Raw genomic sequence first — 15697 nt, 5'->3', positions numbered from 1 at the left:
CACTATTTTAGTGCATTTCGTGAAATCTTGGCTCATTGTAGCGTGGTGATCGCTTAAAAAACAACCGACCGGCGGGTGATGTTTGCAAAATGATGACTATTTCGTGTCGTTATAGTGACCTAACCCGTTGAAACGCTTCTGTTTTTTCTGTAGGCCTCAGCCGTTTGGGTTGGTCAGCAACGCACTGTTGCTGATTTTGCAACGATGATCCGCTTTTAACGCTGGCTTCTCCGTTTGTTGCAACCAGAGCAGACAAGTGAAGCAGGTTGCAGCCAGGTGCTGGCAGATTACTGCCACAGGCCTGGCTGAAGACCGCACAAATCTGGTGTGAACAGGCACTCTCCGGTATCATTCGCGCTCATTTTGACCCACCTCCTTACGTTGGAGTTTTCCCCCGATGCTCGAGCTGCGTGGCGCACCGGCGCTTTCCGAATTCCGTCAGAACAAAGTCCTGAACAAACTGCAGCAAGTGCTGCCACAGGTCAGCGGCGTGTATGCCGAATTTATGCACTTTGCCGAGCTGCACGACGCTCTGGCCGATAACGAGCTGGCGGTACTGCAGCGTATCCTGCGTTACGGCCCTAAAGCCGAGGTAAAAGAAGGTAAGGGCGAACTCTTTCTGGTGGTGCCGCGTTTCGGCACCATCTCACCGTGGTCTTCCAAGGCCACCGACATCGCCCATAACTGTGGCCTGAACAAGGTACAGCGTCTGGAGCGTGGTATTGCTTACTATGTAGAAGGTATCAGTGCAGCTGAGCGTGCAGCGGCTGCGGCTGTGCTGCACGACCGCATGGTAGAGGTGGTGCTGGAAAACAGCGCCGCGGCTGCTGACCTGTTCTCCCACGCAGAACCTGCGCCACTGAGCACCGTCGATATTCTGAGCGGTGGCCGTGATGCGCTGATCGAAGCTGATAAGAACCTGGGCCTGGCACTGGCCGACGACGAAGTGGATTACCTGGTCGAGAACTACAACATTCTGGGCCGTAACCCGACCGACGTTGAGCTGATGATGTTCGCTCAGGCGAACTCCGAGCATTGCCGCCACAAAATCTTTAACGCCACCTGGACGCTGGATGGCGAGGAGCAGGACAAGTCCCTGTTCCAGATGATCAAAAACACCTACGAGTGTTACAACGAAAATATTCTGTCGGCCTATAAAGACAACGCCTCGGTGATTGTTGGCCCGCATGCCGGTCGTTTCTTCCCGAACCCTGACAGTCGTGCCTACACCTACCATCAGGAAGATATGCACATCCTGATGAAGGTCGAAACCCACAACCACCCGACCGCCATTGCACCACACTCCGGTGCGGCTACCGGCTCCGGTGGTGAGATCCGTGATGAAGGTGCGACAGGCCGTGGCTCCAAGCCAAAAGCCGGCTTAACTGGTTTTACCGTATCCGACCTGAAAATTCCTGGCTTCGAGCAGCCATGGGAAAGCCAGTACGGCAAGCCAGACCGCATTGTGTCGGCCCTCGATATCATGATCGACGGCCCGCTGGGCGGCGCTGCCTTTAACAACGAATTCGGCCGTCCGAACCTGTGCGGTTACTTCCGTACTTTCGAACTGCAGCACGATGGTGAAGTTCGTGGTTACCACAAGCCCATCATGATTGCCGGTGGTTACGGCAACATCCGTGGCGAACACGTGCAGAAGGGCGACATCCCGGTGGGTGCCAGTCTGATCGTACTGGGTGGCCCGGCCATGCAGATTGGTCTGGGTGGTGGTGCGGCCTCTTCTATGGCCTCTGGCCAGTCGAATGCCGACCTGGACTTTGCTTCTGTGCAGCGTGAAAACCCGGAAATGGAACGCCGCTGTCAGGAAGTGATCGACCGCTGCTGGCAGCTGGGCGATAAAAACCCGATTGCCTTTATTCACGACGTCGGCGCGGGCGGTATTTCCAACGCCTTCCCGGAGCTGGTGAACGACGGCGGCCGTGGCGGTAAGTTTGAACTGCGCAACGTGCCAAACGACGAGCCGGGCATGAGCCCGCTGGCGATCTGGTCGAACGAATCCCAGGAACGCTACGTGATGGCAGTGGCGCAGGAAGATATGGCGGCGTTTGATGCCATCTGTGCCCGTGAGCGCGCGCCTTATGCCGTCGTGGGTTATGCCACCGAAGAGCCGCATTTAACCGTAACCGACAGCCACTTCGACAATAAGCCGGTTGATCTGCCGTTGCAGGTTCTGCTCGGTAAGCCACCGCGTATGCACCGCGAAGCCAGTCGCCGTAACGCCGCCGGCGATGCCTTTAATGGCGCCGGTGTCGATCTGGCCGATGCCGCTGCACGCGTGCTTAAGCTGCCAACCGTGGCGAGCAAATCTTTCCTGATCACCATTGGCGACCGTTCTATTACCGGTACCGTGGCGCGTGATCAGTTTGTTGGCCCATGGCAGGTGCCGGTGGCTGACGTTGCCGTAACCACCTCTTCTTATGACACCTACGCCGGCGAAGCCATGGCGATGGGTGAGCGTACGCCGGTCGCCTTGCTGGATGCGCCGGCTTCCGGTCGTCTGGCGGTGGCCGAAGCCATTACCAACCTGGCGGCAGCGCCGATTGCCAAACTGGCTGACATTAAACTGTCGGCTAACTGGATGTGCGCGGCAGGCCACGACGGTGAAGATGAAAAACTCTACGCCACGGTAAAAGCCGTAGGTATGGAACTCTGCCCTGAGCTGCAGGTGACCATTCCGGTGGGGAAAGACTCGATGTCGATGAAAACCCGCTGGACCGATGTTGATGAAAACGGGAATGGCACCGATAAAACCGTTACCTCGCCCATGTCGCTGGTGATTACCGGCTTTGCTCCGGTAACCGATGCCCGTGGTGTACTGACGCCGCAGCTGAAACTGGATAGTGGTGAAACAGACCTGATTCTGGTTGACCTTGGCCGTGGCCAGAACCGTATTGGTGCTTCCTGCTTTGCCCAGGTATTCGGCAAAGTGGCTGATGTACCGGCTGACCTCGACGACGCCGAAGACCTGAAAGCCTTCTTCGCCGTGGTGCAGGGCTTAAACAGCGACAATAAACTGCTGGCCTACCACGACCGTGCCGACGGTGGTCTGTTCGCCACCCTGACCGAAATGGCCTTTGCTGCGCATTGCGGTGTGGATATCTCCATGGATCTGCTGGCCGATGACGAAGCCGGTCTGGCCGCTGCACTGTTCGCCGAAGAACTGGGTGCGGTGCTGCAGGTTCGCCGCGACGATCTGGAAGAAGTGCTGACCCAGTTTGAAGCCGCCGGTCTGGGCGATTGCACCGCCGTAATCGGTAAGCCGAACTTCGACGACCAGATTACCTTCAGCTTCCAGGATGAAGAATTCCTCAGTGAAAGCCGTGTGAACTGGCAGCGTCTGTGGAGCCAGACCAGCTACGAAATGCAGGCGCTGCGTGATAACGCCGACTGCGCCAAGCAGGAATTCGACACCCTGCTGGATGCTGAAAACCCGGGCCTGCACGCTGAGCTGACCTTCGATATTAATGATGACATCACCGCCGATTTACCGGCTTCCGGTTCTGAAAACAGCCCGAAAGTCGCGATTCTGCGTGAACAGGGTGTGAACGGTCAGATCGAAATGGCAGCCGCCTTTGACCGCGCCGGTTTCACCTCGGTTGACGTGCACATGAGCGACATTCTGTCGGGCAGCGTAACCCTGGAAGGCTTCCGCGGTTTAGTTGCCTGTGGTGGTTTCTCCTACGGTGACGTACTGGGCGCCGGTGAAGGCTGGGCCAAGTCCATTCTGTTTAACGACCAGGCGCGCAGCCAGTTTGAAGCCTTCTTCAAACGTGAAGACACCTTCGCCCTCGGCGTGTGTAACGGCTGTCAGATGCTGTCAAACCTGCACGAACTCATTCCGGGTGCCGAACACTGGCCGCACTTTGTACGTAACATGAGCGAGCAGTTTGAAGCCCGTGTTGCCATGGTCGAAGTGCAGGAATCCGACTCGGTATTCCTCGCCGGTATGGCTGGCTCACGTATGCCGATTGCCATCGCCCACGGCGAAGGCCGCGCCGAATTTGCCGACGACAGCGCCATTGACGAACTGGCTGGCCAGATCGCCCTGCGTTACGTCGACAACTACGGCAACGTCACCGAACAATACCCGGCGAACCCGAACGGTTCACCACAGGGCATCACCGGCCTGACCGCCAACGATGGCCGTGTGACCATTATGATGCCGCACCCTGAGCGGGTATTCCGCGCGATTCAGAACTCTTACGTGCCAGCTGGTCCTGAAGGGGAGAGCTGGGATGAAGATGGCGCATGGATGCGGATGTTCCGGAATGCGCGGGTCTGGGTTGAGGAGAACTAAGGAGTAAGCCAAAGCTGGCTCACTCGATCTGGCGTTGTTAAATGTGACCTCAAAATGCTCACTGGCAACGCCAGAACGCCGCAGGCGGCCCGAAGGGTGAGTGAAGCGAATCTTTACGATTTGTAAACTGCGCTTTTTCGGTCACATTTGCCTAGCCAGCTCATCGCCGCCGACGCTTTGGCAGTACTCCTTTCCTGAAAACTAACTGGTTAACGTTTTCAGGTGAGTGCTTTGCATCGTAGGGTGGGCACTGCCCACCTGATCATCGCGGGCCAATAGAGAAAGCCGCTGCTCAGCAATGAGCAGCGGCTTTTTTGGTAGATGGTAATCCGTACTCCGTAGAGGTGGATCACATCCACGACAGCGTAGAGAGGACGTCGCTTTCGGTTCTTTTCAGAACAAGTACAAGGGGTTATGCTCGGAGCATGGAAAGGAAGTGGAGCTTTGAAAACCATGTTTTTGCATGGCATGTTCTCTCCTTATAAGCACTTCAGTATTATGAGTAATGGTTGCAGGGAAGTGGTATATGGAAAATGAAATGGAGCAGGTTCAGGTAGGCTTAATGCTTCCCGGTTCTAAACCTTTTAATGACAATAACAATATAAATCCCACATACAAGTCCCATGTACAAACACATGAAGGTGTAATTCAGGCTTATGTTAAGCTCATTCCGAATAGAGAAATCTATGTGGAATGTGTGTGTGGTGTTATTGGTCGATTCCTAGGTTTACCTATACCTAAACCGTTAATTGTAAAGGTTGATCATGAATCTCTAGACTCTATAGAGCCTGGGAGGTTTTTATTAGCCTTCGGTTCAGAAGACTCAGTATATCCAAGCCTTAAGAGGCGAGGGTTAGATGAGCATCTCATTAAAAAACTGGAAGATTTTTCAAAAACATTAGATGTTGGTGTTTTTGATGAGTGGATAGCAAATCCAGATCGGCATGGTGGAAATATTTTGTTTGATGGTTCTGATAATTTTACTTTTATTGATCATGGACTATCTATTCCCGAAGATCTATCTTTTGATTCTCCGGCCAAGGCTAATATCATAGTGGAACAACTCTATACAATAAAAAGTGAATTTGAGAAGTACAAGGCAAATAGAGAAGCTCAGTCGACAATATCTCCTATGTATTTCGATATTCCAATCTCACTTTTATCCGAGAAAACCTATGCAACATCATATCTGACATCGGATGACGTTATTTCGGTCATTAATTTTCTTAGAGAAAGATTGGCAAAGTTGAATGCTTTGTTTGAAAGGCGGCTAGATCTTAATCAGAAGGGGTTGGCCCTATGAATATTTTGGAAAATATGTTCCCAGATAGCCCTTCGCTTAAAGGTGTTTGGCATGCGATTTATCTTGAGCCGATTATAGGTTCTGGTGAACGAATCACTGTCGCGGTGGCCGCAATAACATCAGGTTCGGAATTTAGTGTAGTTCAGGCCATACGTAGCGAGTTGCTGGATTGTCTGTATGGTATGCAAGCTCAAAATATACAGAATATGATTAATTGGCTAGTAAGCTCAGCCAGAGAGTTTATAAAGTCATCCGGAGGTTTAGATGGTTGGCGAGCTCCATTTGAGGGGGTGGTCTGTACTGATGCTACTCTTGCTTCTGATAGTAGTATTGATGGTATTTTAAAACAGGCAATACGCTTTTCTGCTAGCTTGAGTACATTATCTCTTGATGCTGATAGAGATGAAGATGACCAGCAACCGAGAAAGTATACATCTCGATGGGCTACTCATATTGCAGATGAGTTGAAGTTAATAAATCCACATCTAATACCTTCCTTGAGATATAAAATTAGTATTGGTGGTAGTGGTATTCAGACTACTTTCGGGTTTTTAAATGATAAATATGTATCTAATTTCTCTCTGCTAATGCCTTTGAATTTGTCATCTTCATTAACTTCAGTGAAAGCCAAAATACTTGATTTGGAGAATTTAAAAAAATCTCCGATGCTAATAAGGCCGGAAAGGTTCGAATTAATTGTTGGTGTGCCTTCATTCACTGATCCAACATTGTCAGATAGGTCATTGGCCAATTTAAGAAAAAACATTGAATTGGTTATAGAGCTTGCTGGGCAAGAGGAAATAACGGTTTTTAGTGCAGACAATGCAAATAAAGCAGCTCAAAGGATTCATGATTCTGCTGCGTGAGGCTGGTTCTAGAAAAATTAATTGTTATTGCTAGGACGCCCATTCTAAGTGCTAGGGTGGGTGTCCATCAGGGCTCCATGAAGGCGGGGACTAACGGGACACCCATCTCAGGGAATATCAGTACATACATCTCTGTATTTTTATAAGTGAACTAACGAGACACCCACCATAGTGATCCGGAAAGTTCGCCAAAAGACAGTCCTCCCTGACGGTGAATCAGGAGGGTCAGGCAGCCAGAATCAGTCTGGATAATTAAATAGGGGTGTTTTTAGAATTTTCACTGAACGTCAGGAACGAAAAAACTCAGGCAATACCTGAGTTTTAATTGGATAGAATTTAAAGATTAACCAAACGCGGCTTTGCAGCGGTTCAGTCCGGGCGGTCGCTGGTAATACAGTTTTTCAAAGGCATTACTCTTTAGGCGTCTGTTGGCCTGATTCTTCCTGCTGGGCAACCTTGAAGGCCATTCTGACTTCGTCAATCTCTTTTAAAAACTCAGGGATGCTGTCGTAGGTTTTTGTATTAAGATAGGTCTTACGTTCCGGTGACATCGTGTGATTTAACACTTTTCCGTAACGGTCGAGAGCGACTGTGAACGTTACGTAGTTATAGCTTAAGTTTACGCTGTACTGATCGGTTATTGATATCTTCAGGTCGTAGGGGTGTATAAATACAAATAAAATCCGATCGAGGTTATCTTCTTTTTTCGTGCCTTTTGCAACCTGGCCCGGGTAGTAAATCTCCGTCACTCTGCTCTGTAGCACGCTGGTCCCGTAGGTATTAAGTAACTTTTGCCAGGCATAAGACTGCATTGTCGTTTGATCAAACTGGAACAGTAATGTTGAGCGCGAACTGGGTTGAGTGCTGCATCCTGATGCAAACAGAAGAAGAGCGATAACACTCAGGCGAAGAATTTTCTTCATTTTTAAGATCCGGAATCTTTTTGGGCTGGGAAAATGGGCATCTGGTCAGTCGTGATGTTAACAGAATTGTGAACCCATCAGATACCCATAATGACGAGCAGGTACAACAAATAGACACCCATTCTAAGAGCTTTGATTTAAAGGTTGACATTACCGGTATAATGCCGTGAAGCTACGCCTGCTGGCATGTCCTGAACTAATCGGGTTGCTCACTGATCCTCCTCCATTTTGCTATTTCTTTGCCCCGCGGCGACTGGCGATACCATCGGCAGCAGGCGCTGGGTCACTGAGGTGGCGTCGCTCTATCCCATCAGTAGGCCAACAGCAGCCCAATATCGGTAATGGCTACGCTGTGTTAAGGTGGATGTCAAAACAGGTTTTTCAAATAGACTCTGGTTGGAAAAATGGAACTTTTGAAGATTTCGACGCTGTCTGCTGCAGATGCGCAATCCCTTTATAAAACTGACAAAGGCTTTCGGAGAAAGGCTTACTTTAAATGGTGGGTTAAGCATATTGCAGCCATCGTTATACTTGTTTCTCTCTTTTTGGCAGGTTTGTTTATTGGTCAAATACTGAGCGATCACTATAATCACATTATTTGGGTTGCTATCCCGCCGCTATCACTCTGCATCGCCTTATATGCAAGCTACAAAATTGCAAATCCTTTTATATGCAGTGCATGCGGTAGCGATTCGGTTCAGATTGGGCAGTTTACAATTTATTGCCGTTATTGCGGCATGTCATATCTTTTCTCATGTCTGGCTAAGAAAATGTATAAAAAGGAAGAGGAAAGAAAGAATGCCTGGAAAAATCTTGAAGAAAGGAAAAAGCCAGTAACTCAATTAGCAATAACTGAGTGGGAGTCTTTCTTTAGTGTTGCAATGCCCGAAGAGCTGAAAGACCTTCTGCTTCAGGAGAATGGGATTTCAGCACCTATTATCAATAGCTCAGATATTATAATGTTATTCAGTGCAGAGATGGCCTTGGCGATGTATGACACACATAAATTTCGGGAGTATTGCTCAAACGCAATTCCTGTAGCAATGCACTCAAGTGGAGATTTAATTGTATACAAGACTCTTGGCGGGAGGGTGGAGAATACTTACTTGATGAAGACCACTAACCCGGACTGGAACAGCTCGACCCGGATTAATATCGATTTTTCGTTATTAAATTAACGGGCGAGAACAGCTAATACCTCGTTCTAAGACTCTCTGATTCGAAGGCTGAATTTCAGTCTTTGTGGTAAGAATCCGGGGTGCTAATCGGAGGGCGCTAATTGAAGGTGCTAACAGGATGCCCACCCTAATGCCATATTGAAGAGTTAATAGGACATAGTTATAGATAATAGGCCGCCCATCTTGGCAACCGGTTATTCTTATAAAAATCAGTAATCCTTTTCTGCACTTTAAAGCCGTAGGTTGGTCACGTCAGACTTTGAATGAATTTTGAAAATTTTTGGCGAGGGGCTTTATATTCAGAGAAATTTCAGGTGCGACCAAGCCTCAGGTTTATCCTGATATATTCAGTTTTTACAATCCATAGCTGAATACTCCATTACCTCAGCCTGAAATGTTTGAACAGCGCCTGCCGCACTTCCATATAGTTAATATTCCCGTTCGGTGCGGGCATATCATTAAAGCGGTAATCACTGCCGCGGTATTCCACCTTTACATCGCATATTTTTATTGCTGGGCCGCTGGGGGCGCCGCTTTTGCTTTTGGCTCTTACCCATTCGCAGTCGATCACAGAGATATGTTCATGGCTTATTTTTTCATAAGAAAGCCCGGCGGTACTTTCAATCCAGATAAACGCGGTTAACAGTAGCAGTAGTGGTAAGCACAGGTAGGCATGGCGCAGTACGGTTTTATCATAGCGGAATGCCAGCCAGGGAGCGGCGACCATATTTCCGACAATAAGTACAAACAATGCGTTATCGCCCAGCATCAGCAATAAGCGTGTATCGCTGAGCGCCATCAGCAGCATGGGTGCAATTACCAGAACTTCCAGAATGATGGCGCAGCTGACACGGGTACCGGGGTTGTATGCAAAAAGAGCGAGCAGAACAAGGCTGCTGCCGAGATACGCCAGGGATAAAAACACCGGTATCGCCAGCGGTGAAATGGCGACCAGGAAAATAGTTTCACGGGCAATATCCAGTGCTGGGATATTCACGATAATCAGCGCGCTGAGATAGAGAACGAGCAGAATAATCAGGCTGGCCCACGGAGCATTGAGCATGGCCATAAGCATCCTGCCCAGTACACGGTTGCAAAGGCCGGTGATGTAACTGACTGGTGGCAGCATGCGCAGGTCTGTGGTGTCCTGATCAGTAGAGCTCTGGCCAGTCGAGTTCTGATCCGGGGGTTGTTTCTTTTTCTGTTGCTCAGAGAAATCGGTGTTCATTGTTGTGTTCTTGGCTGAATGTTAGTCGTATTGTCCGAACGCCGTTTAAACCGGATCTGGATATACATGAAACTACAAAAAATCCGGTTTGCTGTCAGGTTGGCGTAATGGGTATTAACAGGCCTGCGTGATTATGACAGCAGATGTTGGCGGTAAGTGCGACAGCCATCGCAAACTGCTTGGTAAGTTTGGCTTTTGTCGGATCTTATCTTTACCTCTGTCCGTTAAAACTCTTAAAATCCCCGGGCATTTTTTTGAGTACAGGATAGCGGATGTTCAGATTCTCTCAGGTTGTGTTGATCGGTTTAGCGGCACTTTTAACCGGTTGTGACCGTGACTTTGCCGAACTGAAGTTTGGCAGCTCTGTGGTGTCCGATAAGGTTGATTACAGTAACGGCAGTTGGATTAAAGCGGTATACCTCCAGGAGATTGAGAGTATTCTCACCGCAGCTGGTGCTGATCCGGATCTAGTAAAAATACACCATGATAAAGATGATTACCGTGGTCAGACCATACTGCTGAGTACACCAATGTTTGGTGGTATTACAACAGGGCAGAAAACAGCCATTAAAACAGCACTGGATACCATTATTGCTGGCAGAAGCAACCGCCTGAATGTTCGTTTTACCCCACATCTGCAAGCGCTGGACAGTGAGATAGCGGACACTGAAAACGAGAGCTACCGCGAGGCAATTGCCTCGCTGGAAGCAGAATACAACACGCAGTTGACGCTTGATGATGTGGCGATTGGTATCGCCTATAACCTGAGCGATACTTATATGGCTGCGCTGCAGGGTAACAGAGAAAGCAGCGGCGAGGCGCTGTGTACCGTCAGCATGACGCTGTCGCCGTTATTACCTTTCAGTGATATTAAGGTTCTCCAGAAGGATGGTCATGTCACCGGCTTTGCGTTGGTAAAAGCGATGAATCGTGGTTTTATCAGCTACGATATTCCGGCGGATATCCATGTTGATTATCCGCTGTTGCAGACCCGGCTGGACAACAAAGAAGCTTTAATCTCTACCGAGCTGACCAACAGTGATCAGTCGCCGTTAAACCGCCTTACCATTAAAACACTGGAAATTCAGGTAGGGCCGATAAAAGAGGTTAAACATCAGCTTGGCAAAATGAATAATATGTCGATTTTTGCTCTTAAAGATACATGCCGGACCATGGCTGCAGAGAAACTGGGGCGGCCCTTTACCTACAGTATGGGAGAGTCGTTTGACCGCCTTGAGTCTGTCCGCTTTTTATAGCGGACGATAAGCGCGCATGAAACAATGTGATCTGTTTTTTTCATGGCTGAAAAACACTTCAACGAAGCCAACAATCTGCCTGTCAATTTATGGTAGAGTTTTGCCATTAATTCTGTCGGGATGGAAGTAAATATGATCAGAACAGGTGTAATGATGCTGGCTCTGTCGCTGCCTTTAAGCGGTTATGCGGCAGATAAAATCAGAGTGCTGGCAGAAGGTGAGGAAGCATCCTGTGAGCTGGTATCCAAGCAGGTGTGCTCAACTACCAGTATGAATCCGGAAGAGGAATGTCTGGCCCGGCATAAAAAGCAGGCAGCTGATGCCGGTGCTGATGCTCTGCTGATTCGTGGGTCAGAAGATTCGCGCCGTAATAAGCCTTCGCTGACCGGTATGAAAACCGTGGTTACCACCAAAGTGTCGGCAGATTATTACCGTTGTGCTGCAGCGGCTACCGCTGCGGAAACTGTCGTAAAAGACTCTGAGGGCTGGAGTACCGTAGAGAAGCGTTTACTGGTGCTGGAATCGCTGAAATCCAAAGGCCTGATTTCGGATGCGGAATACCAGTTAAAGCGTCAGGATATTCTTAAAGACCTGTAATTTCTAACGTCAGTTCGCCGTGTTAACAGGAGGCTAACACGGCGGGTTAATGATGCTCTTTTTTATTGCCTGCAATACGCTGCCCATTCCTTCAGTGCTGTCAGCACCAGCGGAAAGGGCAGGGTCGCCGGGGTCAGGTTGTCGCCCGGATATAAACACTCCAGTAAAAAGCCTTCCGGGCAGCATTCAAACTCATAGCCGTTACCACAGCCGGAAAATTCTTCAATTTTGCCTGTGATATAGCGCTGTATGCCCGTTATCAGTTCTTCGGTCTGAGTCGCGGAGTGCTGTACGTCCAGAACCAGAAAGCCCTGTAACGCCTGATGCGCGGGGCTGTCATCGTAGCCGCTCCAGCGGAAGGTTTCGCTGTTCATTAATTTTTGTTTGCCTTGTAAATCGGAAAGCCGGTATTGATTTTGCTGTTATCGTCCGGCAGAACAGCGGTGGCGATTTCGAAATGCTTTGCCGGGAATCCTTTACAGTATTTATTGCCGTTATCGTTATCCGGTGCGTTTGGGCCGCATTTTGCCCAGCCCGGATTTGCACAGTTGCCGCTGGCGTTTTGCTGTGAATATACAATAGAAGCATTGACCTGAGCCTGGGTGCAGTGATCAGGGAACATGGAACTGAACGATTTAATATGGGTATTTTTATTAAAACTCAGGGCAATTCTTTTCAGGGTGTAGATGCCGGAGGCATTGGGAGAATCCCCTTTCTGCGAACTGATGTAATCACTGGGTGGCTGGTTTTGCGGCATGGAATGAAAGCCTTTGGCATTATTTCCTTTCGCCGGTTCACCACAAAAAATATGATGCTGATTAACCTGCATGCCTTCTATCGGAGCACTCCACTCATTGAGGCTGTTACAGTTAATGCCTTCGGCCATCGACAGGGCTGGCAGTATCAGGGCTGATGTGAAAAGCAGTATTTTCATAGAACCTTCCTTGGTGTGTCTTAATATTATCCGGGAGCTTTGCCGGTTGTTATGTATCCGTTTCCCTCCGGACAGGCGGCGGCCATAAGGCGATTCAGGCACAGACCGCATGCAGGGAATATAGCCCTTTTCTGCGAACAATTTAATCTCTGCCGGAGTTTTAACGCGGCTTTCGGCCTGCAGGCGGGAAAAGAAGCAGGATCAGGCTGGCAGGCGGCCGGGAATGTCTCATTTCACCTCCTCAGAGGCCTAATCAGCCAGAATTGGTCGTAATACTGAAACAGTTTGGCTACAAAACCTCTGTTTACACCGAACACATTACCGTTAGACTGTGCCCCTTTCCGCGCTTTTTACTTCAGGTTTTTTTATGTCCAAACAACAGAAAATCAGCATTCTGGTCGTCGTTCTGCTGCTGGCCGGTGGTTATTGGTGGTGGTGGCATCAGGGCCGTGAAGATACCGATAATGCGTATGTTAAAGCCGATATTGTGTCGCTGATGAGCCGCGTTGCCGGCACAGTAACAGCCACACCAGCGCCAGCTAACCGTCTGGTCGCCGAAGGTGATGTGCTGTTGCAGCTGGATCCGGCGCTGTATCAGGCGCGTCTGGATGAGGCCAGGGCGGTGCAGGCGGAAGCAGAAGCGCGTCTGGTGCATCTGGCCGACCGTGAAAACGCCCAGCAATCGCAGATTGTTGCCGCCCGTGCCAGCGTGGCTGCCGCCGATGCCGAATGGCGTCGCACGGTGCAGCAGGCTGATCGCTTGTTGCAGTTAATGGGTAAACAATATGTGTCGCAGGATGATCTGGATGCCGCAGAGCTGAACAAAGCCGCAGCGCAGGCTCGATTGAATCAGGCTAAAGCACAACTGGCGGCTCAGCAGGCGAATCTGGTGACGCTGACCGGTGAGAAACCACAACTGGCGGCGGATGTGGCCAAGGCGGCGGCGGCGGTTAAACGGGCGCAGCTGGAGTTGGATTACACCACCATTCGTGCGCCGCGTGCGGGGATTGTGACCAGCCGTCAGGTACAGGTGGGGCAGAGTGTTGAGCCGGGTATCCGCTTGCTCAGTCTGGTGACTCAGCCGATCTGGGTGTACGCCAACTTTAAGGAAACCCAGGTTGCCGATATGGCGGTTGGTCAGGCGGTGGATATTCATGTGGATGCGTTGGGTGGCAAGGTACTCAAAGGCCATATCGACAGCTTCTTTGCTGCCACCGGCTCTGAATTTGCGTTGCTGCCGCCGCAGAATGCCACCGGTAATTTCACCAAAGTGATTCAGCGTTTGCCGGTAAAAATCCTGTTTGATGACGGTCAGGACCTGAGCGCGGTGCGTCCGGGCATGTCGTTGGAAGTGACGGTTTTTACTGAATGAGCGAGCGCTTTCCCAAGCACTGGCTGGCCATCAGTGGCGCTCTGTTGGGCGCCTTTATGGCCATTCTCGATATCCAGATTACCAACTCATCGCTGAAAGATATTCAGGCGGCGCTGGGCGCGACGCTGGAAGAATCTTCCTGGATTGCGACTTCGTATCTGGTCGCCGAGATGATCGCTATTCCGCTGTGTGGCTTCTTTGCTGCCTGGCTGTCGCCGCGGCGTTATCTGCTGTGGAACGGTACTGTATTTATTCTCGCCTCGCTGGCCTGTTCCTTTGCCTGGAACCTGGAGTCAATGATTGTCTTCCGCGCCGTGCAGGGCTTCAGCGGCGGCGCGCTGATTCCGATGGCCTTTACCCTGATTATTACGCTGCTGCCGCTGGATAAGCGTCCTTTGGGCATGGCGTTATTTGGTGTTACCGCGACCTTCGCACCAACCATTGGCCCGACGTTGGGTGGTTGGCTGACGGAAGCCTTCAGCTGGCATTACATCTTCTATCTGAACGTTATTCCCGGTATTGCCGTATTAATGTTGCTGGCAGCGGGTCTGGATAAAGAAGAAGGTGATCCGGGGCAGCTTAAAAAGATCGATCTGTTCGGCATGCTGACCATGGCGCTTGGCCTGGGTTGTCTGGAAATTATGCTGGAAGAAGGCGCACGCGACGATTGGTTTGATGCCGAATATATCCGCTGGCTGGCGCTGGTGTCGGCCATGAGCCTGTTTTTGTTTGTGCGCAAACAGCTGACCACCGAGCACCCGCTGGTGGATCTGCGCCTGTTCCGCAGCCTCGATTTTTCTCTGGCTTGCGTGGCGTACTTTGTTCTGGGGGCGGGTTTATTCGGCTCGGTGTATCTGGTGCCTTTATATCTGGCCTCGGTGCACGACTATACGGCACTGGATATCGGCCTGGTATTAATGTGGGTCGGTTTTCCGCAGTTGCCTTTCTTTCCGCTGATTCCGCGTCTGCTGAAATTTATTGACGCCAAATATCTGGTAGCGTTCGGCTTCTTTGTGGTCGGCGGCAGTATGTGGATGAATATGCATATGAGTATCGACTTTAATGGCTCGTATCTTATTCCGGCACTGTTGGTTCGTGCATTGGGTCAGCCTTTTATTATGGTGCCGCTGTCGATTATGTCGGCGCAGAATCTTGATCCTAAAGACGCACCCTCGGCATCGACGCTGTTTAATGTGATGCGTAATCTGGGTGGTGCTGTGGGCATTGCCTTGCTGGCCACCTTGCTCTCAGAGCGTACCGATTACCATCTGGCTGAACTTAAGCAAACGCTGGTCAGCGGCAGCCAGAACGTTATCGAATATATGCGCCTGTTAGGCGGTGCACTCGAAAGTGGCGGGGGTAGTGCCGACCAGAGTTATGGTGTGCTGATGAAAGAGGTCACGCAGCAGGCGATGGTGATGTCATATAACGAAGCTTTCTTTGTACTCGGCCTGGCGCTGATGGTGGCGGCGTTAGCATCGTTGGGTATCCGCTCAGCGGACAAGCAAGCCGCCGGAGCTGAAGCCGCCATGCACTGAGAATACGTTATTAATATTGGTACGTTAATACCAGCCGGCAGCACTACTGCCGGCTTTTTTATGGGCGCTATACCGTCGCGCCCGGCACTGTGGTCAGAAACTATTAAAAGACGGAGTGCCTTTTCCGCTTGCTTCTTCAGGCTGCTTTGTCTCTCTTGCGACCGTGACGATTACTATCGTTACATTC

At 50.3% G+C, this 15697-nt stretch carries 12 protein-coding genes; 8 read left to right on the top strand and 4 right to left on the bottom strand.

Going from position 1 to position 15697, the window contains the following annotated elements; translation table 11 throughout:
• Window positions 1-397: 397 nt before the first annotated feature.
• The 3 genes from purL to NYR02_RS01050 all read left to right on the top strand — a co-directional run bounded on the left by purL (window position 398) and on the right by NYR02_RS01050 (window position 6484).
• Window positions 398-4315, top strand: a complete 3918-nt coding sequence (gene purL / locus NYR02_RS01060; protein ID WP_260974545.1) for a phosphoribosylformylglycinamidine synthase — start codon at window positions 398-400, stop codon at window positions 4313-4315.
• 526 nt (window positions 4316-4841) lie between these two features.
• Window positions 4842-5618 (top strand): HipA family kinase, encoded by a 777-nt coding sequence (locus NYR02_RS01055; protein ID WP_260974544.1) that lies wholly within the window; start codon window positions 4842-4844, stop codon window positions 5616-5618.
• A complete protein-coding gene (locus NYR02_RS01050) occupies window positions 5615-6484 on the top strand; it encodes a hypothetical protein (protein ID WP_260974543.1) in 870 nt (289 codons plus the stop codon). The genes NYR02_RS01055 and NYR02_RS01050 overlap by 4 nt, the downstream gene beginning before the upstream one ends.
• 410 nt (window positions 6485-6894) lie before the next feature.
• On the opposite strand, the gene NYR02_RS01045 is transcribed toward NYR02_RS01050, so the two are convergent.
• Window positions 6895-7407: a hypothetical protein gene (locus NYR02_RS01045; RefSeq protein ID WP_260974542.1), complete on the bottom strand. Its 513-nt coding sequence runs from the start codon at window positions 7405-7407 to the stop codon at window positions 6895-6897.
• 404 nt (window positions 7408-7811) lie between these two features.
• Here NYR02_RS01045 and NYR02_RS01040 point away from each other — a divergent pair, with 404 nt between their 5' ends.
• The gene (locus NYR02_RS01040; protein ID WP_260974541.1) at window positions 7812-8585 is read left to right on the top strand and encodes an SMI1/KNR4 family protein; all 774 of its coding nucleotides are present in this window, start codon (window positions 7812-7814) and stop codon (window positions 8583-8585) included.
• 379 nt (window positions 8586-8964) lie between these two features.
• On the opposite strand, the gene NYR02_RS01035 is transcribed toward NYR02_RS01040, so the two are convergent.
• Window positions 8965-9813, bottom strand: a complete 849-nt coding sequence (locus tag NYR02_RS01035) for a hypothetical protein (RefSeq protein ID WP_260974540.1) — start codon at window positions 9811-9813, stop codon at window positions 8965-8967.
• A gap of 272 nt (window positions 9814-10085) precedes the next feature.
• On the opposite strand from NYR02_RS01035, the gene NYR02_RS01030 reads away from it, so the two are divergent.
• Together NYR02_RS01030 and NYR02_RS01025 are read left to right on the top strand one after the other, a co-directional pair.
• On the top strand, window positions 10086-11069 hold the full coding sequence (locus tag NYR02_RS01030) for a hypothetical protein (RefSeq protein WP_260974539.1): 984 nt from the start codon (window positions 10086-10088) through the stop codon (window positions 11067-11069).
• A 132-nt stretch (window positions 11070-11201) separates the two neighbouring features.
• Window positions 11202-11666 (top strand): hypothetical protein, encoded by a 465-nt coding sequence (locus NYR02_RS01025; RefSeq protein ID WP_260974538.1) that lies wholly within the window; start codon window positions 11202-11204, stop codon window positions 11664-11666.
• 62 nt (window positions 11667-11728) lie between these two features.
• Here the strand turns inward: NYR02_RS01025 and NYR02_RS01020 are convergent, their stop codons facing one another.
• Both NYR02_RS01020 and NYR02_RS01015 read right to left on the bottom strand, forming a co-directional pair.
• On the bottom strand, window positions 11729-12040 hold the full coding sequence (locus NYR02_RS01020; protein ID WP_260974537.1) for a hypothetical protein: 312 nt from the start codon (window positions 12038-12040) through the stop codon (window positions 11729-11731).
• Window positions 12040-12600, bottom strand: a complete 561-nt coding sequence (locus NYR02_RS01015; protein ID WP_260974536.1) for an EndoU domain-containing protein — start codon at window positions 12598-12600, stop codon at window positions 12040-12042. Before NYR02_RS01015 ends, NYR02_RS01020 begins: the two co-directional genes overlap by 1 nt.
• A gap of 367 nt (window positions 12601-12967) precedes the next feature.
• Between NYR02_RS01015 and NYR02_RS01010 the strand changes: the two genes are divergently transcribed.
• Both NYR02_RS01010 and NYR02_RS01005 read left to right on the top strand, forming a co-directional pair.
• A complete protein-coding gene (locus NYR02_RS01010) occupies window positions 12968-13972 on the top strand; it encodes an HlyD family secretion protein (protein WP_260974535.1) in 1005 nt (334 codons plus the stop codon).
• Window positions 13969-15510, top strand: a complete 1542-nt coding sequence (locus NYR02_RS01005) for a DHA2 family efflux MFS transporter permease subunit (protein WP_260974534.1) — start codon at window positions 13969-13971, stop codon at window positions 15508-15510. The genes NYR02_RS01010 and NYR02_RS01005 overlap by 4 nt, the downstream gene beginning before the upstream one ends.
• Window positions 15511-15697: the final 187 nt, after the last annotated feature.

Source organism: Thalassolituus pacificus (assembly GCF_025318105.1).
Taxonomy (GTDB): domain Bacteria; phylum Pseudomonadota; class Gammaproteobacteria; order Pseudomonadales; family Oceanobacteraceae; genus Venatoribacter; species Venatoribacter pacificus.
Note: the sequence above shows the minus strand (reverse complement) of the source record. Positions and strands in the feature narration are given on the sequence as shown.